This is a genomic window from Streptomyces aureus (assembly GCF_001418135.1).
Lineage (GTDB): Bacteria > Actinomycetota > Actinomycetes > Streptomycetales > Streptomycetaceae > Streptomyces > Streptomyces aureus_A.
Genome location: NZ_LIPQ01000105.1, coordinates 1 through 25,111, shown reverse-complemented (window position 1 = coordinate 25,111; position 25,111 = coordinate 1). Strand labels below are relative to the sequence as shown.

The 25,111-nt window shown below is 73.0% G+C and carries 19 protein-coding genes; 10 read left to right on the top strand and 9 right to left on the bottom strand.

Annotated elements, in window-relative coordinates; all coding sequences use genetic code 11:
- The first annotated feature begins 333 nt into the window (after window positions 1-333).
- Both AOK00_RS11185 and AOK00_RS11180 read left to right on the top strand, forming a co-directional pair.
- Window positions 334-2,490, top strand: a complete 2,157-nt coding sequence (locus tag AOK00_RS11185; RefSeq protein WP_159041736.1) for an FG-GAP repeat domain-containing protein — start codon at window positions 334-336, stop codon at window positions 2,488-2,490.
- A gap of 157 nt (window positions 2,491-2,647) precedes the next feature.
- Window positions 2,648-4,636: a protein kinase domain-containing protein gene (locus AOK00_RS11180; RefSeq protein WP_254047328.1), complete on the top strand. Its 1,989-nt coding sequence runs from the start codon at window positions 2,648-2,650 to the stop codon at window positions 4,634-4,636.
- On the opposite strand, the gene AOK00_RS11175 is transcribed toward AOK00_RS11180, so the two are convergent.
- On the bottom strand, window positions 4,625-5,038 hold the full coding sequence (locus AOK00_RS11175) for a Zn-ribbon domain-containing OB-fold protein (protein ID WP_055600154.1): 414 nt from the start codon (window positions 5,036-5,038) through the stop codon (window positions 4,625-4,627). The two genes, AOK00_RS11180 and AOK00_RS11175, sit on opposite strands and share 12 nt — an antisense overlap.
- Window positions 5,038-5,487, bottom strand: coding sequence for a hypothetical protein (locus AOK00_RS11170; protein ID WP_055600153.1), 450 nt, complete (start codon window positions 5,485-5,487; stop codon window positions 5,038-5,040). The genes AOK00_RS11175 and AOK00_RS11170 overlap by 1 nt, the downstream gene beginning before the upstream one ends.
- Before the next feature lie 181 nt (window positions 5,488-5,668).
- Here AOK00_RS11170 and AOK00_RS11165 point away from each other — a divergent pair, with 181 nt between their 5' ends.
- The 5 genes from AOK00_RS11165 to AOK00_RS11145 all read left to right on the top strand — a co-directional run bounded on the left by AOK00_RS11165 (window position 5,669) and on the right by AOK00_RS11145 (window position 14,587).
- Window positions 5,669-6,820 carry a flavin-containing monooxygenase gene (locus tag AOK00_RS11165; protein WP_055600152.1) on the top strand — a complete coding sequence of 384 codons (1,152 nt, stop codon included), beginning with the start codon at window positions 5,669-5,671 and terminating at the stop codon, window positions 6,818-6,820.
- A 150-nt stretch (window positions 6,821-6,970) separates the two neighbouring features.
- The gene (locus tag AOK00_RS11160; RefSeq protein ID WP_055600151.1) at window positions 6,971-9,193 is read left to right on the top strand and encodes an acetate--CoA ligase family protein; all 2,223 of its coding nucleotides are present in this window, start codon (window positions 6,971-6,973) and stop codon (window positions 9,191-9,193) included.
- Between the two features lie 142 nt (window positions 9,194-9,335).
- Complete coding sequence (locus tag AOK00_RS11155) at window positions 9,336-10,055, top strand: enoyl-CoA hydratase-related protein (protein ID WP_254047329.1); 720 nt, start codon at window positions 9,336-9,338, stop codon at window positions 10,053-10,055.
- Window positions 10,056-10,313: 258 nt separating this feature from the next.
- A complete protein-coding gene (locus AOK00_RS38225; RefSeq protein WP_159041735.1) occupies window positions 10,314-13,841 on the top strand; it encodes a hypothetical protein in 3,528 nt (1,175 codons plus the stop codon).
- 131 nt (window positions 13,842-13,972) lie between these two features.
- The gene (locus AOK00_RS11145) at window positions 13,973-14,587 is read left to right on the top strand and encodes a flavin reductase family protein (protein WP_173861541.1); all 615 of its coding nucleotides are present in this window, start codon (window positions 13,973-13,975) and stop codon (window positions 14,585-14,587) included.
- A gap of 46 nt (window positions 14,588-14,633) precedes the next feature.
- Here the strand turns inward: AOK00_RS11145 and AOK00_RS11140 are convergent, their stop codons facing one another.
- Both AOK00_RS11140 and AOK00_RS11135 read right to left on the bottom strand, forming a co-directional pair.
- Window positions 14,634-15,200 (bottom strand): hypothetical protein, encoded by a 567-nt coding sequence (locus AOK00_RS11140; RefSeq protein ID WP_055600149.1) that lies wholly within the window; start codon window positions 15,198-15,200, stop codon window positions 14,634-14,636.
- Between the two features lie 23 nt (window positions 15,201-15,223).
- Window positions 15,224-16,531, bottom strand: coding sequence for an MFS transporter (locus AOK00_RS11135; RefSeq protein ID WP_055600148.1), 1,308 nt, complete (start codon window positions 16,529-16,531; stop codon window positions 15,224-15,226).
- 216 nt (window positions 16,532-16,747) lie between these two features.
- Here AOK00_RS11135 and AOK00_RS11130 point away from each other — a divergent pair, with 216 nt between their 5' ends.
- Complete coding sequence (locus tag AOK00_RS11130) at window positions 16,748-17,413, top strand: hypothetical protein (protein ID WP_055600147.1); 666 nt, start codon at window positions 16,748-16,750, stop codon at window positions 17,411-17,413.
- Window positions 17,414-17,607: 194 nt separating this feature from the next.
- Here the strand turns inward: AOK00_RS11130 and AOK00_RS11125 are convergent, their stop codons facing one another.
- Window positions 17,608-18,855 carry an MFS transporter gene (locus AOK00_RS11125; RefSeq protein WP_055600146.1) on the bottom strand — a complete coding sequence of 416 codons (1,248 nt, stop codon included), beginning with the start codon at window positions 18,853-18,855 and terminating at the stop codon, window positions 17,608-17,610.
- A 74-nt stretch (window positions 18,856-18,929) separates the two neighbouring features.
- On the opposite strand from AOK00_RS11125, the gene AOK00_RS11120 reads away from it, so the two are divergent.
- Window positions 18,930-19,940: a GlxA family transcriptional regulator gene (locus tag AOK00_RS11120; protein ID WP_055600145.1), complete on the top strand. Its 1,011-nt coding sequence runs from the start codon at window positions 18,930-18,932 to the stop codon at window positions 19,938-19,940.
- Here the strand turns inward: AOK00_RS11120 and AOK00_RS11115 are convergent.
- The 3 genes from AOK00_RS11115 to AOK00_RS11105 all read right to left on the bottom strand — a co-directional run bounded on the left by AOK00_RS11115 (window position 19,886) and on the right by AOK00_RS11105 (window position 23,304).
- Window positions 19,886-21,133 (bottom strand): MFS transporter, encoded by a 1,248-nt coding sequence (locus AOK00_RS11115; protein ID WP_254047327.1) that lies wholly within the window; start codon window positions 21,131-21,133, stop codon window positions 19,886-19,888. The genes AOK00_RS11120 and AOK00_RS11115 overlap by 55 nt on opposite strands.
- Window positions 21,134-21,223: 90 nt before the next feature.
- Entirely contained in the window at window positions 21,224-22,273 is a 1,050-nt protein-coding gene (locus tag AOK00_RS11110) for a Zn-dependent alcohol dehydrogenase (protein ID WP_055600144.1), read from the bottom strand.
- The gene (locus AOK00_RS11105; protein WP_055600143.1) at window positions 22,270-23,304 is read right to left on the bottom strand and encodes an SDR family oxidoreductase; all 1,035 of its coding nucleotides are present in this window, start codon (window positions 23,302-23,304) and stop codon (window positions 22,270-22,272) included. Before AOK00_RS11105 ends, AOK00_RS11110 begins: the two co-directional genes overlap by 4 nt.
- A gap of 100 nt (window positions 23,305-23,404) precedes the next feature.
- Between AOK00_RS11105 and AOK00_RS11100 the strand changes: the two genes are divergently transcribed.
- Window positions 23,405-24,331: a cyclase family protein gene (locus AOK00_RS11100; RefSeq protein ID WP_055600142.1), complete on the top strand. Its 927-nt coding sequence runs from the start codon at window positions 23,405-23,407 to the stop codon at window positions 24,329-24,331.
- A 76-nt stretch (window positions 24,332-24,407) separates the two neighbouring features.
- Here the strand turns inward: AOK00_RS11100 and AOK00_RS11095 are convergent, their stop codons facing one another.
- Window positions 24,408-24,902: an ATP-binding protein gene (locus AOK00_RS11095; protein ID WP_254047326.1), complete on the bottom strand. Its 495-nt coding sequence runs from the start codon at window positions 24,900-24,902 to the stop codon at window positions 24,408-24,410.
- Window positions 24,903-25,111: the final 209 nt, after the last annotated feature.

Genomic DNA, 25,111 nt, shown 5'->3' with positions numbered 1-25,111 from the left:
GCGTCGGCCCCGGCCCTCGGCCGCCCTCCGAGTGTGAAAAGGCGGCCTCCGCCGCCGGGTCAAGGGTGGCCGAAGGCCATCGCGCAGCGACGCGACGAAGGAGCGCCCTTGACCCGGTGGCGGAGGCCGCCACACTCGGAAAGAGGGCGGCCGCACCCGCACGAAGAGCACCGGGTGCAGGTCCTGGTGTCGCCGGGACGGCCGCTGTTTCCCGGGAATCGGCCGCCCTGTCGAAATTCTGTTGATCCCCGTACAACTCTCCTTGCGGCTCGCGAGTCTCTTGAGTCGAGGGCGCACGAAGCGCCCTCAAATGCCCCAAGGGGAGATTTAGTCATGTCCCGTGCACGTAGCACTCTTGCCACTGCCGTCACCACCGTCCTGATGCTGACCGCCGGCGCCCTGACCGTCGTACCGGCGTACGCAGCGGGGTCTCCGGCGCCCGCCGCCGCCTCCGCCCAGCAGCAGGCCCAGCTCCGATTCCCCGCCAGGAGCGAGATCGTCAGCGCCGGGACGACGGGCTTCCTGACCAAGGGCGAGAAGCTCCTGTGGACGGACCTGGAGACCGGCGCCACGACCGAGCTGCCCGGGACGCCGATCGGCAACAGCGCCTCGGACGTCGTCGGCGTGACAATCGCCCCGAACGTCTTCCGGCTCTACGACATGGCCTCGGGCGCCGAGCCCGTGACCATCGACCTGAGTGGCCGGGGCGTCACGTACACCGCGGCCGGGATCAGCGGCACGACGCTCGCTCTGCGGGTCGGCAGCGAACTGCATCTGGTGACCGACGAGGGCGGCACCGTCCATGACCGGAAGGTGCCCGGCCTCGCCTTGGCATCCGCGTACGCGTCCACGGTCACGGCCACCCGGCAGAACGAGTTCGCCGTGGCGTACCGGAGCGACAAGCCCATGGTGGCCACCGTCGACATCACCACCGGCACCGTCACCGAGTCCCACGACGCCAAGCCGACGTCCAGCGTCTTCGCGTCGGACACCTCCGTCGTGTGGACCGAGCAGTCCAACGAGGAGTTCGACCTGGCCGTCCTCGACCGGGCCACCGACACGACCACGGTCACCCCGCTGGGCACCGGGCACAGGGCACAGGTCGAGCTGATCGGCGACTGGGCCCTGACCGCCGACCCGCGCGGGCTGATCAACGCCTGGTCCCCGGACCTGGTCCCGCTGACCGCGCGCTCCCTCAAGGACCGGACCACCACGGTGCGGCTGCTCGACCACCGCTCGTCCACCGCCGTCGCCCCCGACGGCACCCTGCTGGTCCGCGGCGGTACGAAGGAACACGGCGAGGGGCTGTACCGCATCTCGCTCGGCGAGCACGGCACCCCGATCGCCACGCTCGTCGCGGGCAGCGGGGAGTCGACCGGACTCGGGACACCGGTGACCTCGGCCCCGGAGACGGTCACCCTCGATTCCAACTACACCCAAGTGCGGTTCTCCTGGACGCTCGCCCGGGCCAATGTGCTGGGGAAGCTGACACTGCGCCATACCGCGAGCGGGCTGACCAAAAACGCCGCGCTCACCGGCGCGTACGTGACCGAGCCTCCGTTCAGGGTCGGCTACAGCTGGACCGGCCTCCTGGACACCGCGAGCGCGCCCGCCGGCGACTACACCTGGGAGTTCACGGCCACCCCCGCGAACGGCATCGGCGATCCCGTGAGTGCCTCGGGTTCGTTCACGGTGACCCGCCCCGTCGCCGCCGCGCACGACTTCGACGGCAACAACTCGCCGGATGTCCTCGCCCGGGACGCGGCCGGCCGGCTGTGGCGCGACGACACGTTCTTCCCCGACCAGGAGATGATGCCGGCCGGTCGTACCCTCGTGGGCGGCGGCTGGAACGACTACGACCGGATCGAAGTGGCGGGCAACCTCGGCGGCTCCGCCACGGACGACCTCGTCACGCGTGACAGGACCGGCGGTCTCTGGCTGTACCAGGGCAAGGGCGACGGCGGATTCACGCCCAGGACGAGGATCGGCAGCAACTGGCAGATCTACGACAAGATCACCGGTGGCGGCGACCTGACCAACGACGGCAAGCCCGACCTCCTCGCCACCGACAAGGCCGGGGGCCTTTGGCTCTACCCCGGCACCGGGAACGTCAACGTCCCGCTCGGCGACCGTAAGAGGATCGGCACCAACTGGGGTGTCTACAACCTGGTCACCGCCACCGGCAACATCGCCGGCGCGCCCCCCGGTGACGTCCTCGCACGCGACTCCTCCGGTGTCCTGTGGCTGTACCTCGGCCTCGGCAACGGCACCTTCACCCCCCGCGTCAGGGTGGGCGGCGGCTGGAACGCGTACACCCATCTCGTTCCCATCGGCAACGCCGACCGGTTCGGCTACCCCGACCTGCTCGCTGTCGGCCCGAACGGCTCGTACCTCTACTCGAGCGGAGGCGTCTGGAACCGTCTCTTCATGCAGCGCCGGAACTCCGGGCTCTACCGGGGCGAGACCGCCACGTTCAACGAGTACTCCTGACACGGCTGCTTCTGACACCGAACGACGGACCGCGGCCGGCGGCATCCCACCGCCGGTCCCGCTCTGACAACGACTGTTCCGGGCCTCCGAGTTGAAGCCGAGCCCCCTCACCTGATCGATATTCAGATCGCGAGGGGGCTCGGCTACTGTGTGGCCCATGCAGGGGGAACTGGAAAACAATCCGAATTCGGGCAGTCTGGACGGCAGCGGAGCCATGCCGCTGGAACCGGGTGATCCCCGGCAGATCGGCGCGTTCAGGCTGCTCGGGGTTCTCGGGTCCGGGGGCATGGGGCGGGTCTATCTCGGCGCCGTGCCAGGGAAGTTCGCCGCCGTGAAGCGGGTCCTTCCCGTGCTCGCCGAGGACACCGACTTCCTCAGCCACTTCGGCCACGAGCTCGACAACCTCGCCCGGCTCCCCGCCGGCGCCAACACCAAACTGCTCGCCAGCGACCGCACGGCCAAGCCGCCGTGGTTCGCGACCGAGTACATCCCGGGCATCACCCTCAACGAGGCCATCCGGCTGCACGGCGGCCCCCTTCCCGGCCCCGCCCTCTGGCGGCTCCTCCGCGAGGCCGCCGCCGGGCTCGGTGTCGTCCACGGCGCCGACATGGTGCACCGCGACCTCAAGCCCTCCAACGTCATGCTCACCTCCTCCGGCCTCTCGCTCATCGACTTCGGCGTCGCGCGCGCCGCCGACCAGAGCCGGCTCACCAAGACCGGCATGGTCATCGGCACGCCCGCCTACATGGCCCCCGAGCAGGCCGTCGCCGACCGCCGGCTCACCGGCGCCGCCGATGTCTTCGCCCTCGGCAGCCTCCTCCTCTACGCGGCGAACGGCCGCCCTCCCTTCGGCGACGGCTCCGGCCCCGACCTGCTCTACCGCGTCGTGCACGCCGAGCCCGAGTTCGGCCGGCTCACCGAGACCGAGCCCGAGCTCGCCGACCTCATCCGGACCTGCCTCGCCAAGGACCCGGCGGACCGCCCCACGGCCGCCGAGCTCGTCGAGCGGACCACCGAGCGCGCCGCGGGCGCCCTCTGGCCCTCCGCCGTCGGTGAGCGGATAGCCGAGCGGGCCGCCTTCGCCGCCGAGGTACCCACCGCCGAGCACCTGTCGGAGCTCGCGAAGGCCGAGCCCGCCGAGGACGTCGCCACGGCCTCCCTCACCCCGCAGGCGGGCTCGAAGGCGCCCGCCACCGCCGCGCCCGATCCGCTCGCCGTCACCGGTTCCGCCGCGCCCGGCGCGCGTGAGAAGCGGCGCAGCCGGTTCGTCATGTTCGCGGTGCCCGTGGTCGTGGCGACCGGCACCACCCTGACCGTGGCCCTCGGCCCGTACCAGATCGGTCAGCTCGGGGCGGGCCCCGGGCCCTCCTCGTCGCCGTCCGCGGTGGCCTCGCAGCCGGCGAACGTACAGCTGCCGTCGACGCCCGGCGCGCCTTCCGCCAAGACCCCGCCCGGCAAGCCGCCGGTGTCCAAGCCGCCGGGCTCCTCACCCGGCGCGCCCCCGCCCGCCGACGGCGGCGCGGGCGGTGGTGGCGGTGTCGTCGGCGGCACCGGCACCCAGCCCGGTGGCGCGGGCGGCGCGGGAGACGGTTCCGGCAGCGGTTCCGGCGGCGGCTCCGATCCCTCCGGCGGCGGGTCCACGCCCTCCGACCCTTCCGGCGGCACGACCACCCGCCCGCCCACGCCCAGGCCGGCCCAGACCTCCAAGAAGCCCGCGCCTCCGCCGACCTCCGGCGGCGGTTCGGGGTCCGCGGGGACGTACTCCATGGAGAACGTCGCCAACGGCCAGTGCCTGGGCGAGAACGACGCGGGCTACGCGATCCTCGTCAACACCTACGAGTGCGGCTCCGCGGCCGACAGCACCTCGTACGCCTGGACGTATTCCACCGGCTCGAACGGCACCTTCCGCCTCATCAACAAGAGGTCCGGGAAATGCCTGCAGCCGTCGGGCTCCAGCGTCACGATCGCCGCCTGCAACGGCTCCACCGTCCAGTCCTGGAAGGTGGGTGCCACGACGTCGTCCGGGCGGACGATCAAGAACATGCAGGACGGCCAGTGCCTGGTCACGGGCCCGCCATGGGTGATGACGTACACCTGCAACTCCGGCGACCGCGCGCAGCTCTGGCGGAACATCTCAGCTCTCTGAGCACTCCGCGCGCGGCCGGAAGACCGGGACCGTCACGTCCCCCTCCCGCCGGAAGGCGACCTCCAGTTCCATCCCGATCCGGAGGTCGCCCTCCGCCACCTCCACGACCTCCGTCATCATCCGCGGGCCCTCGGCGAGGTCGACGACCGCCGCCGTGTACGGGACGCGCTCGCCGAAGGGCGGGAGGTCGTTCCGGTGGACGACCGACCAGGTGTAGAGGGTCGCGCGGCCGCTCGCGCGCTCCCAGGTCACGTCCTCGCTCCAGCAGTGCGGGCAGAACTCGCGCGGGTAGTGGTGGACGCGGTCGCAGGCCGTGCAGCGGCGCAGGAGGAGGTGTCCCTCGGCGGCGGCGTCCCAGTACGGACGGGTGAAGGCGTCGATGTCGGGGTCGGCGGCCGTCATCAGAAGAGTCCGATCGCGTGGTCGAGGGACCAGGTCTGCCAGGACATGGCGAGGAGCGCGACGAGCGAGATGAGCGCCATCATCGCGTTCTGCCCCTGCTCTGCCCAGTCGTGGATCATGAGGACGAGGTAGAGGAGGTTCAGGAGGAGGCCGCCGATCAGGGCTACCGGTGTCAGGAATCCGGCCACCAGACCGAGCCCGAGGGCCAGTTCGGCGTAGACGACGACGTACGCCATGACCTTGGGGCGCGGTGCGACGATCGTCTCGAAGCCCTTCCTGACCGGTGGCCACTTGTGCTTGCCCGCCACGTCGGCGGCCCAGGCGATGCCCGTGCCGCGCTCGAACCAGCCCTTCTTGTCCTTGTGGCGCCAGCTCTCCAGCCACCACAGGCCGAGGCCGATGCGGAGGACGGCGAGCCATTCGGCGCCGGTGAGCCAGACGGTCTGCATGCGTGCTCCCCCTCGTGGGACACCCCGAGATCTGACGGTACGTCAGTTCAGCGCAGCCCGGCCTCCCGCGCAAGAGGCGGACGCCGGGCGACCGGGGCGAGCGGTCGGCGTGACCGATTCGCAACCGAAATCCCTCTTGACCGAGACCCACAGCGTGTACACGTCATTACGCTCAGCATTCATGGCCACCACCCCCCTTGCACTCTCTCCACAGACCGCCCACCCCGTGTACGTCATCGGCGCGGGCCCCGGCGGGCTCGCGGTCGCCGCCGCCCTGCGCGCGCGGGGCGTCCGGGCCGTCGTCCTGGAGAAGTCCGACGCCGTCGGCGCCTCCTGGCGCGCCCACTACGACCGGCTGCGGCTGCACACCACCCGGCGGCTCTCGGCCCTCCCCGGACTCAGGATGCCCCGCTCGTTCGGGCGCTGGGTGGCCCGTGCGGACGTGGTGCGCTACCTGGAGAAGTACGCCGAGAAGCACGAGCTGGAGATCGTGACGGGCGTCGAGGTCTTCCGTGTCGAGCGGGCCGGGGCCGACTGGGTCCTGCACGCGACCGGCGGGCGCCGGCTCACCGGGCGGGCCGTCGTCGTGGCCACCGGGTACAACCACACCCCGCGCCTCCCCGACTGGCCCGGCCGTGACGCGTACAAGGGGCGGCTCGACCACGCCCGGACCTATCGCAACCCGGAGCCGTACACCGGTAAGGACGTCCTCGTCGTCGGCATCGGCAACACCGGCGCCGAGATCGCCGCCGACCTCGCCGACGGCGGGGCCGCCCGGGTGCGGCTCGCGGTGCGGACCGTCCCGCACATCGTGAAGCGCACCACCGCCGGCTGGCCCGCGCAGCGCTCGGGCATCCTCGTCCGCCGCCTGCCGACGGGTCTCGTCGACCGGCTGGGCGCCCTCGCGGCCCGGGTCGGGACGCCGGACCTCTCGGCGTACGGGCTGCCCCGGCCCGACAAGGGCCTCGCGACACGCCAGCGCGAGGGGGCGATCCCGGTGCAGGACGTGGGCCTCATCGACGCGGTACGTGCGGGGAAGGTCGAGATCGTCGCGGCCGTGGAGGCCTTCGAGGACGGCGAGGTGGTCCTCGCGGACGGCACCCGGATCGCCCCGGACGCGGTGATCGCGGCGACCGGCTACCGGCGCGCCCTGGAGCCGCTCGTCGGGCATCTGGACGTGCTCGACGGGCGCGGGCATCCGGTGGTGCACGGGGCGCGCTGCCCGCGCGAGGCGCCCGGGCTGTACTTCACGGGGTTCACGAACCCGATCAGCGGGATGTTCCGGGAGCTGGCGATCGACGCGGAGAAGATCGCCCGGCGGATCGCGCGGTAGCCCGGACCGACCGCATCCGCGGAGGAACCGCTCCCGGGCGACCGCCGCCTCAGGCAACCGCCGCCTCACCCCTATTCCTGACTGGCCGTCAGTTCTGTAATCTGACTGAGTGTCAGGTGTATACGGATGGGTGAAGGGCGGGCGGAACACATGCTTGGATCGACTCACGGCACCTTCACCACCGATCTCCGCGCCCGCGTGGTCGCCTGCGGGGAGTCGCCCCGCACCACCGTGCACGGCGTCACCGCCGCCCCCGGCGACCAGGACGTCAGCGGGCGCCCGCTGCACGCGGCCGTGCCCGACCTCGACCGTTTCTTCCGGCCCGAGTCCGTCGCCGTCGTCGGCGCCTCCGACGCCGAGGGGCGGCCCAACACCGGGATCACCCGGCAGCTGCTCGCCTGGGCCGAGCGGGTCGGCGCCCGGATCGTGCCCGTGCACCCGACCCGTACCAGCGTGTTCGGGATCGACTGCGTCCCCTCCGTCGGCGCGCTCACCGAACCCGTCGACCTCGCCGTCCTCCTCGTCGCCGACCCGCTCCCCGTCATCGAGGAACTCGCCGAGACCAAGGTGAAGTTCGCGGTCGCCTTCGCCTCCGGCTTCGCCGAGACCGGCGAGGCCGGGGCCGCCGCGCAGGAACGTCTCGCCGCCGCCGTACGCCGCTCCGGACTCCGCCTCCTCGGCCCCAACACCAACCTCAACGCCTTCGAGCGCTTCCGTGAGGACCTCGAAGGCCCCGCCGTCGCCCTCATCACCCAGTCCGGCCACCAGGGGCGGCCCGTCTTCACCCTCCAGGAGCTCGGCGTCCGCCTCTCCCACTGGGCGCCCACCGGCAACGAGGCCGACCTGGAGACCTCCGACTTCATCTCGTACTTCGCCGGACGGCCCGAGGTCGGCGCCATCGCCTGTTACGTCGAGGGCCTCAAGGACGGCCGCTCCTTCCTCCTCGCCGCCGACCGGGCGGCCCGCCACGGCGTCCCGGTCGTCGCCGTGAAGGTCGGCCGCACCGAGACCGGGGCCCGTACGGCCGCCTCCCACACCGGCAAGCTCACCGGCGCCGACCAGGTCGTCGACGCGGCCATGCGCCAGTTCGGAGTGATCCGGGTCGACGGGCTCGACCAACTCCAGGACACCGCGACGCTGCTCGCCCGCGCCCGACGCCCGCGGGCCGACGGAGTCGTCGTCTACTCCATATCCGGCGGTACGGGTGCCCACTTCGCCGACCTGGCCACCGAGGCGGGTCTCCAGCTGCCCACCCTCCCGCAGGCCAGGCAGGACGAACTCCACCAGTGGATCCCCGAGTACCTGAGCGTCGCCAACCCCGTCGACAACGGCGGCCACCCGGTGGGCGACTGGCGCGGCCGGAAGATCATCGACGCGATCCTCGCCGACCCGTCGGTGGGCGTGCTGATCTGTCCGATCACCGGGCCGTTCCCTCCCATGAGCGACAAGCTCGCCCAGGACCTCGTCGACGCCGCGGAGGCGACGGACAAGCTGGTGTGCGTGGTGTGGGGGTCCCCGGTCGGTACGGAGGACGCCTACCGCACGACCCTGCTCGGCTCCTCGCGCGTCGCCACCTTCCGCACGTTCGCCAACTGCATCGGGGCCGTGAAGGCCTACCTCGACCACCACCGCTTCACGACCTCCTACCGCTCGCCCTTCGACGAGGCCCCCCGCACCGCCTCCCCCTCCTTCCGCAAGGCCCAGGCCCTCATGCGGCCCGGCCGGCGGCTCAGCGAGCACGCGGCGAAGCAGCTGCTGAGGGCGTACGGGATACGGGTGCCGCGCGAGCAGCTCGTCACCAGCGCGGCGGCGGCCGTCCGGGCCGCCGGGCTCGTCGGCTACCCGGTCGTGATGAAGGCCTCGGGCGCGCAGCTCGCCCACAAGACCGAACTGGGCCTGGTGAAGGTCGGGCTGACCTCCGCGAGCCAGGTCAGGGACGCCTACCGCGAACTCGCCGACATCGCCCGCTTCGAGTCGATCGACCTCGACGGAATCCTCGTCTGCCAGATGGTCGGCCGCGGCGTGGAGATGGTGGTGGGCGTGACCCGCGACGACCTGTTCGGCCCGACGGTGACGGTCGGGCTCGGCGGGGTCCTGGTGGAGGTCCTCAACGACACGGCCGTACGGGTCCCGCCGTTCGGGGAGTCCGAGGCGCGCTCGATGCTCGCCGAACTGCGCGGCCGGGCCCTTCTCGACGGGGTGCGGGGTGCGCCGCCGGCCGACGTGGACGCGCTCGTCGAGGTGGTGCTGCGGGTCCAGCGGATGGCCCTGGAACTCGACGGTGACCTCGCCGAGCTGGACATCAACCCGCTGATGGTGCTGCCGCGGGGGCAGGGCGCGGTGGCCCTGGACGCACTCGCGGTCTGTCGATAGCCAACACCTTCTGGGAGCTCTTGTGACCGACGTGCCGGATTCCCTCCACACCGATGCGCTCCGCCCCGATGTCCTCCACACCGATGTCCTCCACACCGTCGAGAACGGCGTCTCGTGGATCACCCTCAACCGCCCCGAGGCGATGAACGCCGTCACCTGGGACCAGCGGGAACGCATCATGGCCCTGCTCGACGAGGCCTCCGCCGACCCGGACGTCCGGGCGGTGGTGGTGACGGCGACGGGCCGGGGCTTCTGCGCGGGGGCGGACCTGCGGGGCACGCCGGCGGTCTCGGAGACCGTCCCCGGGGACGTGGCGCGCACGATCCGGCGCGGGGCGCAGCGGTTCATCGGGGCCGTCATGGACTGCGAGAAGCCGGTGATCGCGGCGGTGAACGGGACGGCGGCGGGGATCGGGGCGCACCTCGCGTTCGCGTGCGATCTGGTCCTGGCGTCCGAATCGGCGCGTTTCATCGAGGTGTTCGTACGGCGGGGGCTCGTCCCGGACGGCGGCGGGGCGTATCTGCTGCCGCGGCTGATCGGGCCGCAGCGGGCGAAGGAGCTGATGTTCTTCGGGGACGCGGTGTCGGCGGCGGAGGCGTACGGCATGGGCCTGGTGAACCGGGTCGTCCCGGCGGAGGAGCTGCCGAAGACGGCCCGGGAGTGGGCGGAACGTCTGGCGCAGGGCCCGACGCGGGCGCTCGCGCTGACGAAGCAGCTGGTGAACGCGTCCCTGGACGTGGACCGCGCCGCCGCCTTCGCGGCGGAGGCGGCGGCGCAGGAGATCAACATGACGACGCGGGACGCGAAGGAGGGTGTGGCGAGCTTCGTGGAGCGGCGGGAGGCGCGGTACGAGGGGCGGTAGCGGAGTGTGTCGTACCGGGGCCCTATGGTGTGAGCCGCATATGCCACACACTGCCGCTCCGGGGGGAACGGAATGCCCAACTCCGCGCGCTCGCGCGATGAATCCGAAGGATCTGGAAGATCCGGTAGATCCGGTAGATCCGGTAGATCCCGCAGATCTGGAAGATCCCGTACCTCGCTTCTGCTCGTCCCGGCCCTGCTGACGGCGCTCCTGAGCCCGCTGCTCCCGACAGGCACCGCCCTGGCGGCGACGTTGCCGGTGGCTGTGCCGCCGGTGAGCGCGGCGCCCGCGCCGGACCCGGCGGCACCGGAGCCCGGCCCGACGACGCCCGCTCCCGAGCCGTCCGCGACGACGGACCCGGCGCCCGCGCCGACACCGACCGTCGAACCGTCGCCGAACCCGACGGAGCCGACGGCCACGCCCACGCCCCCTTCCACGCCGGGCACGGAACCCACCGCCGACCCCTGCCCCGTCCTGCCGCTCGCCCCGCTGGGCGACCCTGGCGACGCGAGGCGACGGGTCACGATGGAGCCGAACAGCACCGCCTGCTTCACGGTCACCGTGGAGAAGCCGGGCCTGCACCGCGTGCTCATGGCCGGTGGTGTCCCGTCCCTCACGCTCTCCTCGGGCGGGGCGCCCGTCGTCTGTCCTCTGCTGGACGAGCGCCCCTGTGAGCTGGCCGCCGGCACGTACACGCTCGGCCTGGCCACCGCCGGCCACTCCCTCCGTGACGCACGGCTCGCCGTCGTCCCCCTGATGGCGGGCCCCGGCTGTCCGGACCCCCTCGACAGCGGCTTCGGTACGACCCCGACGACGGGCACGGCCGACGAAGTCGGCCTCCTCTGCCACTCCTTCGCCGCCGCACCGGGTGAGCTGGTCACCTCGGAGCTCCGGCCCCAGGTGGGCTCGCCCGCCAACGTCAGCGCGTGGATCACCGACGACACGGGCAAGCACCTCTGCAGTGTCGGACACGACTGTGTGCTGCCCGCGGGGACCGGCGGATACCGCGTCCTCGCGCACCTCAGCCCCTCGGCCGGCTCGTACCCCGTCCCGTACACCCTGAAGGTCCGGCAGATCTCCCACCCGGTGGGCTGCGCGGCCGTGGGGGTGAACGCCTACGGCACGGCGCCGACGCGAGTCTCGCCGCCGACCGAGTGCAAGACGTTCACACCGGCCGCGACCGGCCAGTACGACGTGCAGGCCGTCCGGTCGTCCGGATTCACCGGCACGCTCACGACGTACGCGCCGGACGGCCGGATCTGCGCGTACGTGGCTTCCTGCCGGCTCTCCGCGGGCGTCACGTACACCCTGGTCACCGACCAGGACGTGCGGATCCTCGACCGGAGGTCCGCCGCCGAGGGCTGCGAGACCGTGGTGCTCGGGCAACCCCACCGGGCCGGGCTCGGCGTGGCCGGCGAGGTCGACTGCCTGAACCTGCCGGTGCCGCAGGGCTCCCAGGTGGCCGTCCTGACGGCTTCCGAGGCCGACGGCGTGACGCCCGACGTCACGGTGGTCGACGCCACCGGCACCGTCCTCTGCTGGAACGAGGAGCACCTGTCCTCGGGCGGCTGCCGCCTGGACGGCACCGCGCCCTACAGCGTCCTGGTGGAGCGCGGATCCGAGGGCGGGGCCACCGGCGGCTACCGTCTCGCCGTCCACCGCACGGATGTGCCGAGCGACTGCCGCACCTTCCCTGCCGGCGACTTCGGTGCGAACCCGGCCGCGGCGACGGTGCGGTCCGGCGACGGCGAGCTGGGCGACTGCCTGACGATCCCGGCCGACGACCACTCCACTCGCGAACTGATCAGGATCGAGAGCGGCCACTCCCTCGGTTTCAGCGTGCTCGACGAGAACGGCCGGAAGGTCTGCGGTCACGACGAGTGGGGGCAGCTCCTGGAGGACTGCCCGCTGGAGGCCGGGCTCTCGTACACGGTCATCGTCCCCGGCGGTCCCGGAGGCCCACCCGTCGAGCACACGCTCGTCCGCCGGGACGTCACCGCCACCGCGCGCGGCTGTGTCGCGACCCCGGCCGCGAAGGTCGGCACCCCGTCGGCCGCCGGTGCCCCGGCCGCGGACGGCACCCTCGTGTGCCACCGGGTGACCACGGCGGACGCGCGGGACACCCTGCACCTCGACGCCCGGTACACGGCGGCGGCGAGCGCGATCGGATACGGCGTGTACGACGCCCGCGGCGAAGCCGCCTGTCCGGCCTTCGGCCCGGGTTGTGCCGTCTCCGGCTCCACGGGCTACCAGGCGATCGTCCAGGTCGGGTACGGCGGCACCACCGCCCCTGCGTACCGCCTCGACGCCGTCCGCATCGGCACGGCCACCGGGCCCGCGCCGGAGTGTGTACGGATCCCGGACATCACGTACGGCTTCGGGCCGCTCGCCGACACGCTGTCCGAGCAGAGGTCCACGCTCTGCGCGGTGCTTCCGACGGCGACGAACGACGTGCTGAGGCTCTCGTTCACACCGGCACAGGAGCTCCGCGAGTCGCCCACGCCTCGGTTGTACGACGAGACCCGCTCGGATCTCTGCGACGGCGGCTCCCGCGGGTTCTACGACTGCCAGGTGCCCGGTGAGAGCTACACGTACGTCTCCCGGCCGACCACCCTCGTGATCGGGCTGCCGTCCGTTCCCTCGCAGGCGCCCACCGAGGTGCGCGCCACGGCGTTCTGCTCGCCCACCTGCGGCACCGTGACCCGGGCCGTCACCGCCGTGAGCCCCGGCACCGTCGGCGCCGGGAGGATCACGATGACGGTCACCGGGGCGGCGCTGCACGAGAAGGACGTCGTCGAGGTGTCCGGTGGCAGCTTCCGCGCCCGGTCGACGACGGTCTCCGTCGCTCCCGACCGGCGGAGCATGAACGTCGTTCTGGATCTGACGAGCGCACCGCGCACCGCGCTGAACCTGAGCGTGGTCACGCACGACGGCGAGACGTTCGCGCGGGGCCGGGTCACCGTCGTCGCCCCCATCCGCGCCACCGCGGCCCCCGGCATCACCGGCACGGCCGTCGTCGGCGGCAAGGTGACGGCGAAGGCCGGGACCTGGACGCCGGCGGCCGAGTCGTACGCGTACCAGTGGCGGGCCAACGGGGTCGCGATCGCGGGGGCCACGGCCTCCACGTACACGATCCCGGCCGCCCTCCAGGGCAAGCAGCTGTCCCTGGCGGTGACCGCGCGGAAGACCGGGCATCCGCTGGTCACCGCGACGACCGGCGTCCTGGTCGTGCAGGGCGTCGCGCCCAGGCCCACCAGGCCGCCGTACGTCTCCGGCTCCACTCGGGTGGGCAACAGGATGACGGCCGTGGTCGGCACCTGGTCGCCCGCGCCGACCTCGTACACCTACCAGTGGCGGGCCAACGGCGTCGCGATCTCCGGTGCGACCGGGTCGACGTACGTCATCGGCGGCACCGTCGCCGGGAAGAAGCTCTCGGTGACCGTGACGGCCCACCGCACCGGGCACGTGAGCGGGGCGTACACGACCGTCGGGTACACCTCCGCGTACGGGTACGCGCCGAAGGCGACCACGGCGCCCTACGTCACCGGCACGGTCAGGGTCGGGCGGACGCTCGGTCTGAACCGGGGCACGTGGACGCCTGCGCCGACCTCGTTCGCGTACCAGTGGTACGCGAACGGGCGGGCGATCAGCGGGGCCACCCGCGCCACGTTCACGCTCACCACGGCGCAGCGTGGGACCCGGATCACCGTCCGGGTGACCGCCCACCGCACCGGGCACACCTCGGGTGTCGCCTGGACCCGGGCGACGGGCGCCGTCGCCGGCTGATCCGGCGGTCGTACGGGTGAGGAGCCCCCGGGGCGGCGGTTCTGCCGTCGCCCCGGGGGCTTTCGCGTGCCGGGCTTCTCGCCGGTCTCCGCCGTCCCCGCCCCTTCTCATCTGACGAACCGTCAGGTTCAATGGGTGGTGTGATGGGACACGCGGGGATGGCGGCCACCGTCGTCCGACACCTGAGAGCGGCCGGTTCGCCGACGGCCGTGGAACCACTGCCCCGGCCGGTGCTGCGCGCGGTACGGGAGGACGAGCGACCGCCCGTCGAACCGGCCGAATTCCGCCGCGTCCTCGGCCACTTCGCGAGCGGGGTCGCGGTCGTGACCGCGCTCGACGCGGAAGGACCGGCCGGATTCGCCTGCCAGTCCTTCGCCTCCCTCTCCCTCGACCCGCCCCTGGTCGCCTTCATGGTCGCCCGTACGTCGACGACCTGGCCCCGGATCGCGGGCGCGGGCACCTTCTGCGTCAACGTCCTCGGCGCCGACCAGGGCCCGCTGTGCCGGTCGTTCGCGGTGAGCGGGGCGGACAAGTTCGCGGGCGTCGACTGGACCCCGGCCCCTGCCACGGGCTCACCGCGGCTGGCCGGCGCGCCCGCCTGGATCGACTGCGTGATCACCGCCGTGCACACCGGGGGCGACCACCTGATCGTGGTGGGGCGGGTGGAGTCGCTGGGGGCGGAGGAGGACGGAGATCCCTCGCCGCTGCTCTTCCACCGGGGAAGGTTCGGACGCTTCACCGCCTAGGCGCGGAAAGCACCTGCGTACGAGAGCGCCCGAGCACGAGAGCGCCTCAGGCCTCGATCACGCCCGTGGACAGGCCCACGCTGCCGAGCAGGAACACGGTCAGCACCGCGACCGTCCCCCACACCAGCAGCGCCACGAAGTAGCCCCGCCGCGCGTGACGCGTGACGAGCACCGCCGCGGCCAGGCACACCGTGGCCACCAGCCAGCCCGGCCCGCCCGCGAGCGGCCACAGCAGGGCTCCGGCGGCGGTCGAAAGGAGCAGCTGCCAGCCGGTCGGGCGCCCGCCCAGCCGGCGCGTCAGGGCCTCGCCGAGGAACACGGCCGGCAGCACGAGCGCGGCGGAGACCGCGAACGCCGGAACCAGCCCGACCACCGCGAGGAACGGGAGCGCGAGGAGGGTCAGCGCGCTGAGGCGCTCTTCGCCCGGCTCCGGCTGCCCGGCGTCACCGAACACCACGAGGAGGATCAGGGCGACGGCCCCCTCCAGGGCGAGCGCGAGCACCGAGGCCCACAGCATCCTGCTGTACGTACGGCCCTCGTCCCGCTTGCCCGTGCCACGCTCGTTCACGGCCCGGTCGCGGACCTCACGCTCGCGCGACTCACGCTCGCTCATGCGTGATCACCCCCCGGCGGTCATCATGCTCCCGCCAGGGACACCGTCTCCGACCGGGGCCGGCGGATCACCAGGGCCATCAGGGCCGCCGCCGCGCACAGCGCGCCCGAGGCGTACCACACGAGGTCGTACGAACCGAAGACGTCACGGGCCACTCCGCCCGCGAAGGCGACGGCCGCCGCGCCCACCTGGTGGGAGGCGAGGACCCAGCCGAAGACGATCGCCGAGTCCTCGCCGTAGTGCTCGCGGCACAGGGCGATCGTCGGCGGGACCGTGGCCACCCAGTCCAGGCCGTAGAACACGATGAAGAACAGCATCGGCGGGTGCACGGACGGCGCGAGCAGCATCGGCAGGAAGAGGAGGGAGACGCCGCGGAGCGCGTAGTAGACGGCGAGGAGCCGGCGGGCCTCGAAGCGGTCGGTGAACCAGCCCGAGGCGATCGTGCCGACGACGTCGAAGACGCCGATGACCGCGAGGAGTCCGGCCGCCGCCGTCACCGGCATCCCGTGGTCGTGGGCCGCCGGTACGAAGTGGGTCTTCACCAGACCGTTCGTCGACGCTCCGCAGATCGCGAACGTGCCCGCGAGGAGCCAGAACGGGCCGGTGCGGGCCGCCTTGAACAGGACCGTGACCGTACGCCGGGCCGCGCCCGTGACGGGCGCCGGCTTCTCGGCGTACTCCCCGCCGTACGGGGCGAGCCCGACGTCCGCCGGATGGTCCCGGAGCAGCAGCCACACGAACGGGACCACCGCGAGCGCGGCGAGCGCCACGGTCACGGCCGCCGGGCGCCAGTCGTGGTGCTCGACCAGCCAGGACAGCAGCGGCAGGAACACCAGCTGCCCGGACGCGCCGGCCGCCGTGAGGATGCCCGTCACCAGGCCCCGGCGGGCCACGAACCAGCGGTTGGTGACCGTCGCCGCGAACGCCAGGGCCATCGAGCCGCTGCCGAGCCCGACGAGCACGCCCCAGAGGAGGACGAGCTGCCAGGCCGCCGTCATCCACACCGTGAGCACCGAGCCCAGCGCGATGACCGTCAGCGCCACCGCCACGATCCGGCGGATGCCGAAGCGGTCCATGAGGGCGGCGGCGAAGGGGGCCGTGAGGCCGTAGAGGGCGAGGTTCACCGAGACGGCGAAGCCGATCGTGCCCCGCGACCACTCGAACTCCTCGTGCAGCGGCTCGATCAGCAGGCCCGGAAGCGACGCGAACGCCGCCGCGCCGATGATCGTGACGAAGGTGACCGCCGCGACGAACCACGCGCGGTGGACGCGGGGCGTACGGACGGGAGGGCGGCCGGGCGTGCGGGCGGGGCTGTCGGTTGTCTGGGCCATGCCACCGAGCTTCGCGCCCCTTCCCCGCCTCCCACCATTGGCCTGAATGACAGCTTTCCAAAGGATCGGGTCATCGGACGCGGAGGGCGGAGAGGGGGCCGAGGAGAGCGCCTCGTCCCGGCGCAGCTCAGAACCACCTCAAGTCGCTTGCCCCACCCCGCCTTTGGGCGCAGAGTCGAATCCACCATCTGACCAGTGGTTTCGGGGGACACGAACATGAAGATCAAAGAAGGCCTTCTCTCCGCATGTGCCGTCGCCGCGCTGCTCGCGGGCACGGCGGCCTGCACGTCCGGCTCCGGCGGGGGCTCGGGCGCGACCACGGCCGCGCTCGACGCCGCCTGCAAGAACGGCACGTACGAATGGTTCAACATCGACCGGCGGGACGTCCTGACGAGCGTCGCAGCGAAGGAGAAGCTCGGTAAGGGAGGCGGCGTGCTCACGAACAGGCCGATGGTGCTCCACAGGCCGCGCGTCGCCGTCACCCTCGACAAGGGGGCGCGGGCCGGCGCCGCCCGGACGGAGGCGGCACTGCTCTCCCTGGGCGCCCGCATCGGCGAGACGGCCCTGGACGGCGCCACGGAGTACGCGTTCGCCGATGTCGACCGGCCCTCGCCGTCGAACTACAGGAACCGCACAGAGGTACTCGGCGCGGGGACCTTCGTGGACTACTCCTGGGTGAACCAGGTCACCGCCGACTTCCGGTACACCTGCGGCACCGACAAGCCGGTGGCGGGCCGGGCGACCAGCTGGACCATCGACGGGTCGGGCGTCCTGGAGTGCGGCGAGACGATTCCGGACGCGCGCGAGGACGATCCGGCCAGGGCCGCGGCCCGCCTCTCCTGCGGCCCCGACGCTCCGGCCTCCAAGATCCCGAAGGACTGACGGACGCACCGGAGCGGCTACGGCCCGCGGGCGTGGTGGGCCGAGGACGCGGAGGCCCGCGCGCGTGGACGCCGGGGCCCGCGGGCTCAGATGCCGAGGCGGGGAGGCTCGCGGGCGCGGGGGCCGTGAGCGCGGGGGCGGCCGTGAGCGTGGACGCCGAGGCGGGGAGGCCCGCGCGGGGGCGGCCGTGGGCGCTACGCCCGTGGCAGCCTCCTGATCGGGCGTACGAGGAGCAGCGCGCCCACCACGAGCACCGCGATCCCCGCCCCCACCAGCAGCACCTCCTCCGTGCCGACCGCCGCCGCCACCGGCCCCGACAGGGTGCGGCCGACGCCCATCATCAGGAGCGAGCCGGCCACGTCGTACGCGTGCATCCGGTTCAGCGCCTCCTGCGGTACGTGGGTCTGCACGGCCGTCGACCACATCACCAGCCAGAAGGCGAAGGCCGCGCCGCCGATGAACTGGCCCGCGCCGAGCAGCGCCACGGGCGCGCCCAGGCCGAGCAGCGCGAGGTTCACGGGGAGGCCGAGGAGTGCGACCGCGCCCGCGGCGAGAGGGGTGCGCGGGCGCAGCCGGAGGGCGAGCAGGCCGCCGACGGCGCTGCCCGCGCCGTTGACGGCCATGAGCACGCCGTACGCGGCCGAGCCGTGGCCCTCGGTGACCAGGCTCGCGGTGAGCGGCACCATGGGGCCGGCCACGGTGAGCCCGTACACGGTCCAGATGGCGATGACGCCCCAGAGCCAGTTCCGCGCCCTGAACTCCCGCCATCCGCCGACGAGTTCGGCACCCAGGGAGTCGCGCCGCAGGGAGTCGGAGGGGATCGGGGCGATCCGCATCAGGGTGAGGCAGAGGGCGCTGACCGCGAACGTCGCGCCGTTGACGGCGAAGGCGGCGCCCGCGTTCCACACGGCGACGAGGACGCCCGCCGCCGCCGGCCCCGCCATGATCATGAGGGCCTCGACGACCCGGAGGACGGCGTTGGCGCGCTGCACGTCGGGGGCGATGCGCGGGATGGTCGAGGCGACGCCCGGCTGGAAGAGGGCGGCGCCGACGCCGCTGAGGACGGAGAGGGTGTAGACCGCCCAGAGGGGCGGGCCGCCGAGCGTGAAGGCGACGGCGAGGACGGCCGCTCCGGGCAGCCGCAGCAGATCCGCGAGGATCATCATGCGGCGGGCGGTGAAGCGGTCGGCGAGGACGCCGCCGAAGAGGACGAAGAGCGCGAAGGCGGCGGTCCAGCCGCCGAGCGCGTAGCCGACGGTGGCGCCGGAGTGGCCGGCGCCGAGGAGTCCGGCGGCGAAGGCGACCGGGACCATGCCCTCGCCGAACACGGCGACTGCCCGGGCGACGAAGAAGAGCCGGAAGTTACGGTTCCACAGTGCGGGCGGCTCGGCCGGGGCGGGAATCCGCTCGGCGGCCTCAGACTTGTACGTGTTGTCCGTCACGGAGAGGTAGACCTATCACCACGTGGTCTACACCACCACTGAATTTCGACCGATCTCCGGAGGGAGCACCGCCCGTGCCGCCGTCGTCCGAACCGCCCCCGCACCGCGTCGCCGTGCTCGCGCTGCCCGGCCTCCTCCCCTTCGAGCTGGGCATCCCGCACCGCATATTCGGCCGCGCGAAGGACGGCGCGGGGCGTCCGCTGTACGAGATCGTCACCTGCGCGACGGCCGCGGGACCGGTACCGACGGACGCGGACTTCTCGGTCCACGTCGAGCACGGCCCGGAGGCCCTCGCCACCGCCGACACCGTCGTCGTACCGGCCTCGTACGAGCTCGGCCCGGTCTACGACGAGGGCCGGCTCACCGACGAACTGGCCGCCGCACTCGCCCACATCCGGCCCGGCACCCGGCTCGTCTCCATCTGCACCGGCGGGTACGTGCTCGCCGCCGCCGGGTATCTGGACGGACGCCCGGCCACCACCCACTGGTCGTCCGCCGAGCACTTCCAGCGGCTCTTCCCGCGCGTACGGGTCGACGCGGACGTCCTCTTCGTCGACGACGGCGACGTCCTCACCTCGGCGGGCGTGGCCGCCGGGATCGACCTGTGCCTGCACATCGTGCGCCGCGACCACGGCACGGCCGTCGCCAACGACGTCGCCCGCAGGACCGTCGTACCGCCGCACCGGGACGGCGGTCAGGCCCAGTACATCGAGCGGCCCCTGCCGGAGGCCGGGACCCACACCACGACCACCGCGCGGTCCTGGGCCCTCGCCCACCTGCACGAGCCGATCCAGCTGCGGGACCTGGCCGAGAAGGAGGCGATGAGCGTACGGACGTTCACCCGCCGCTTCCGTGACGAGGTGGGCATCAGCCCCGGCCAGTGGCTCACCCGGCAGCGGGTCGAACGCGCCCGGCACCTCCTGGAGTCCACCGGCCTGCCCGTCGACCGGGTCGCGCAGGACGCGGGGTTCGGCACGGCGCAGTCGCTGCGGGTGCACCTGATGAGCGCGATCGGGGTGACTCCGACGTCCTACCGGCGGACGTTCCGCACGGCCGCGTCCGCGTCCTCGGAGCCCTCTTCCTGAGGCCGGGGCAGAGGCCGGTCGCCGCCCTCCCGCTTCCGGACGAGCCGCCGCTCGCCCGTCGCGCCGATCAGGATGAGCACGCCGGTCAGACCGACCCCCCAGAGGATGGCCGTGGACGGCGCCACGACCTTGAGGAGACCGCCCGCGAGGGTGCCACTGGCCGCGTAGCCGGCGCCCACCGCCGCGTACATCACCGAGTACCCGGCGGCGAGCGCCGACGGCGGCAGAAGCTCTCTGAGGGCCAGGTTCCGGGCCAGGCTCGCCGGGGCCTGGAGGAGCCCGGCCGCCACCAGGGCCACCGCGATCCCCGCCGCCGTGGGCAGTACGGCGACCAGGGCGACGCCCGAGGCGACCGCGAGGACAAGGACGAGCGACTGGACGGTCAGCGTGCCCGGCCAGCCGGCCCGGAGGCCGTACGCGAACGCCCCGACCGCCGAGCCGACCGAGAACCCGGCGAGCAGCAGACCCGCCCAGCCGATGCCGATCCCGCGCTGTTCGAGGAGCGCGGGCAGGATCAGCTCGGCGAGCGCGAGCAGGGTCAGACCGGCCGCCCCCAGGACGTACACCGGCCAGGCCCGGAGCAGCGCCCGCCGCGTCGACGCGCCGTCCCCCCTGGCCGCCTGCTGCCAGCCGGGCGGGAGCGTCCACAGCCCGGCGACGGACAGACCCATCAGGACGCCCATGAGCAGCAGGGGTATTGCGGGGTCGACGCCGAGCGCCAGGCCGGTGGTGAGGGCGGGAGCGGCGGCCCAGATGCCGAAGGTCAGCACCGACTCCATGCTCATCGCCTGGGTCACGGCCCGCTCGGGGACGAGGCTGGTGAGGAGCGCGCGCAGCCCGCCGGGCACGGCGGCGGGCCCTGCGCCGGCGAGCAGGGCGAGGGCGGCGAGCACGAGGGGATGCGCCCCGGGCGCGAGCCCGAGACCCGCGAACCCGGCGGCCCCGACGGCGAGTCCGGCGGCGAGCTGCGGCCGGGCGCGCTCGGCGTTCAGCCGCAGGCCGAGGACGGGCGCGGCGACGATCTCCCCGATGACGTACGCGGCGGCGAGCACGGCTCCGAGCGTGTACCCGCCGGGGCGCTCCCGGACGAGGAACACGAGGGCGAGGGGGGCCATGGCGACGGGGAGCCGACCGGCGACGGTGACGGCGGACCAGGCGAGAACGGGACGGGTGGCGAGCTCGCGATAGGACATGCTCAGGACCGTAACGACGGACACCCGTGCGGCCCACCTCGTTTTCGCGCCTCATCGCCCGCCGCGCTCCCCACCGCGGTTTCCGCGCCCTCAGAAAGTGAGGACCCCCCGGGCCACCTTGCCCGCCTCCGCGTCCTCCACCGCCCTCGCGAACTCCTCCACCGGGTACGTGGCGGTGACGAGTTCGTCGAGGAGGAGGAGGCCCGAGCGGTACAGCTCGGCGTAGAGCGGGATGTCGCGCTGCGGGCGGGAGGAGCCGTACCGGCAGCCCAGGATCGACTTGTCCAGGAACATCGCGGCGGGCAGGAAGCTCGCCTCCGCCTTCGGCGCGGTCATGCCGAGGAGGACCGCCTGCCCGTGCCGGTCGAGGAGGTCGATCGCGGTCCGGACGAGCCCGGTGTGACCGACGCATTCGAAGACGTGGTCGGCGCCGGTGGGGAGGATCTCCCGCACTCCGTCGGTGGAGTTCAGGAAGTGGCTCGCCCCGAACTGCCGCGCCACCGCCTCCTTCGCCGGGTTCGTGTCCACGGCCACGATCGTCAGCGCGCCCGCGATCCTCGCGCCCTGGAGGACGTTGAGCCCGATCCCGCCCGTGCCGATGACGACGACCGTCTCGCCCCGTCCGACCCTGGCCCGGTTCAGTACGGCCCCGACGCCGGTGAGGACGCCGCAGCCCATCAGGGCCGCCGAGGTCAGCGGGATGTCCCGCGGGATCTTCACCGCCTGGACCGCCTTCACGACGGTGCGCTCGGCGAACGACGAGTTCGAGGCGAACTGGTGGAGCGGCCGCCCGCCCCGCGAGAACGGCTGTCCCGGCATCCCGATGGCCTTCCGGCACATGGTGGGCCGCCCACGGTCGCAGTCCGCGCAGGCCCCGCAGTTGGCGAGGGTCGACAGGGCCACGTGGTCGCCCGGGACGACGTGCGTGACCCCCGGTCCGACCGCCTCGACGACCCCGGCGCCCTCGTGCCCGAGGACGACGGGAGGGGGGAAGGGGATGGTCCCGTCGACGACCGACAGATCGCTGTGGCACAGTCCGGCCGCCGCGATCCCCACCAGCACCTCGCCCGGCCCGGGGTCCCGTACCTCCAGGTCGTCGACGACCTGGACCTGCTTCCCGTCGAACACCACTCCCCTCATGAACCGTTCTCCTCGCTCGCGTCGGGACGGGTGCTCGTGGCCGGGCCCGTGCCCGCGGTGGCGGCCGTGCCCGCGGTGCCGCCCGCGTCGGGGCCCGTGCCCGCCGTGCCGCCCGTGCCCGCGTTGGGGCGGTCGCCCGCCGCCGCGGCCCTGGCCATCTCCTCAAGGCGCGCCAGCATCGGCATCGGGTCCACCCCCACCGTCCCCGGCAGGAAGTCCGCGATCCGCTCGGGGGTCCAGGCCCCGCCCTCCGCGTATCCCGCCCGCAGCTCCCTCGGCTGCGCCCAGACCGCGATCTTCGGGCCGGCGATCGTGTAGACCTGGCCGGTGATCTTCTCCGCGCGGGCCCGCTCGGAGAGCAGGTAGACGACGAGGGCGGCCACGTCCTCCGGCTCCCCGATCTCCTTCAGCTCCATCGGGACGTTCGCCGACATCCGGGTCCGTGCCACCGGCGCCACCGCGTTCGCCGTCACCCCGTACTTGTGGAGGCCGAGCGCGGCCGACCGTACGAGGGAGATGATCCCGCCCTTCGCGGCCGAGTAGTTGGCCTGCGCCACCGAGCCCTGGTGGTTGCCGCTCGTGAAGCCGATCAGGGTGCCGGTCCCCTGGCGCCGCATGACCGCCGAGGCCGCCCGGAAGACCGTGAACGTGCCCTTGAGATGGGTGGCGACGACCGGGTCCCACTCCTCCTCGGACATGTTGAAGAGCATCCGCTCGCGCAGGATGCCCGCCACGCACACGACGCCGTCCAGGCGCCCGTACTCGGCGAGGGCGACGTCGACGACCCGTTGCCCGCCCGCCATCGTCGAGATGTCGTCGGCGACCGCGACCGCCGTGCCACCGCCCGCCTCGATCTCCTTCACCACCGACAGGGCGATCTCGGAGGTCGGTTCACCGCCCTCGATCGACACCCCGTAGTCGTTGACGACGACCTTCGCGCCCTCCGCCGCGCACGCGAGGGCCACGGCGTGGCCGATGCCCCGTCCCGCGCCCGTCACGGCGACGACCTTGCCAGCCAAGAAGTTCCCCACGCCCGGCCCCTCCCGCAGTTTCTGACGGTCCGTTAGATTCATTCGTCGTCAGGATTCTACGGTCCGTCAGATACCGGAAAACAAGACCCCGGAGGCCCCGATGTCTCTGCCCGCCGCTTTCCACGAGATCGCCAAGCGCGTCAACAACTGGGGCCGTTGGGGCCAGGACGACGAGATCGGCACCCTCAACCTCGTCACCGACGAGGTCGTACGGGAGGCCGTCGCCACCGTCCGCACCGGCCACCGCGTCCCCCTCGCCGTCGACCTGAAGCAGGACGGCGTCCAGACCGGGATGATCCCCGGCCGGGTCAACCCGCTCCACGTCATGGTCCAGATCAACCAGGAGCTCTTCGGCCCCGGCACGGTCGCCACCAGCGACGACGCCGTGACGCTGGGCCTCCAGGCCGGCACCCACTGGGACGCCCTGACCCATGTCTCCCACTCGGGCCACATCTACAACGGCCGCCCCGCAGCCACCATCACCCCGCACGGCCGTTCCGAGTTCAGCGGCATCCACACGGCCCGCCACCTCGTGAGCCGCGGGGTCCTGCTCGACGTGGCCGCCGCCAAGGGCCTGGACCGCCTGCCGGGCGACCACGCCGTCACGCCCGAGGACCTGGACGAGGCCGCCGACTTCGGCGGGGTGACCGTACGGTCCGGCGACATCGTGCTCGTACGGACGGGTCAGATGCGGTCGTACCTGGCCGGCGACCGGCACGGATACGCCTTCCCGTCACCCGGACTCTCGATCCGTACGCCGGAGTGGTTCCACGCCCGGGACGTCGCGGCCGTCGCCAACGACACCCTCACCTTCGAGATCTTCCCGCCGGAGATCGAGGACCTGTGGCTGCCCGTGCACGCCCTCGACCTGGTCGAGATGGGCATGCTCCAGGGGCAGAACTGGAATCTGGAAGCTCTGTCCACAGCCTGTGCACAAGAGCGGCGCTACGCCTTCCTGCTCTCCGCGATGCCCGAGCCCTTCGTGGGCGGTACGGGCACGCCGGTGGCACCGGTCGCCATCCTCTGAGCACCGGTACGTCGACGGGTGGCGGCGCGCACGGCTCGGCCGCCGTCACCCGCCACCCGGACGCGCACGCGAACCGTCAGCAGTGCACCCGGCCGGGCGTCACCGACGCCCCAGGACCCGCACCGGGGCCGACGCCGGGACCGTGCCCCGAACCGTGCCCCAGACCCGGCGAAGGCGCGGCCGGAGCCGGGTCCACCTCGCACCAGATGCTCTTGCCGGCACCCTCGGGCTGCCAGCCCCACCGGTCCGCGAGGCCGTCGACCAGCTCCAGGCCGCGCCCATTGGTGTCGTCGCCCTCCGCGTGCCGGGGCCGCGGCGGGCGGTCGCTCGCGTCCGCCACCTCGACCCGCACCCCGCCCTCCGCCGCGAACAGCATCCGCAGGACGGCCGGACAGCCGGTGTGCACCACCGCGTTGGTCACGAGCTCGGAGATGAGCAGCACCAGCGTCTCGGCCAGCGGCTCGTCATCACCTATGCCCGAGCCGGCGAGCCGCGACCGGGCCCACCTCCGGGCTCGCCCCACCTCCGCCGGGTCCGGCCCGACCTCCAACTGAACCTGAAGCACCTGCACCGCTCACACCATCCGAACCGGCGGACACATCGCCTCGCGCCTCACAGCCATCGACGCCCTTACGGAACGTGATTCCCTTGTGAGACAGCATGGTTGACGTACAGTCACCGCAACAAGCGCTTCGGGCATATTCCAGCGCGAAGGAGTACGCGTAGTCCATACTGTGCGACGCACGCTGCGGGGAGTCGAACAGGAGCGCGCGGAGCGCC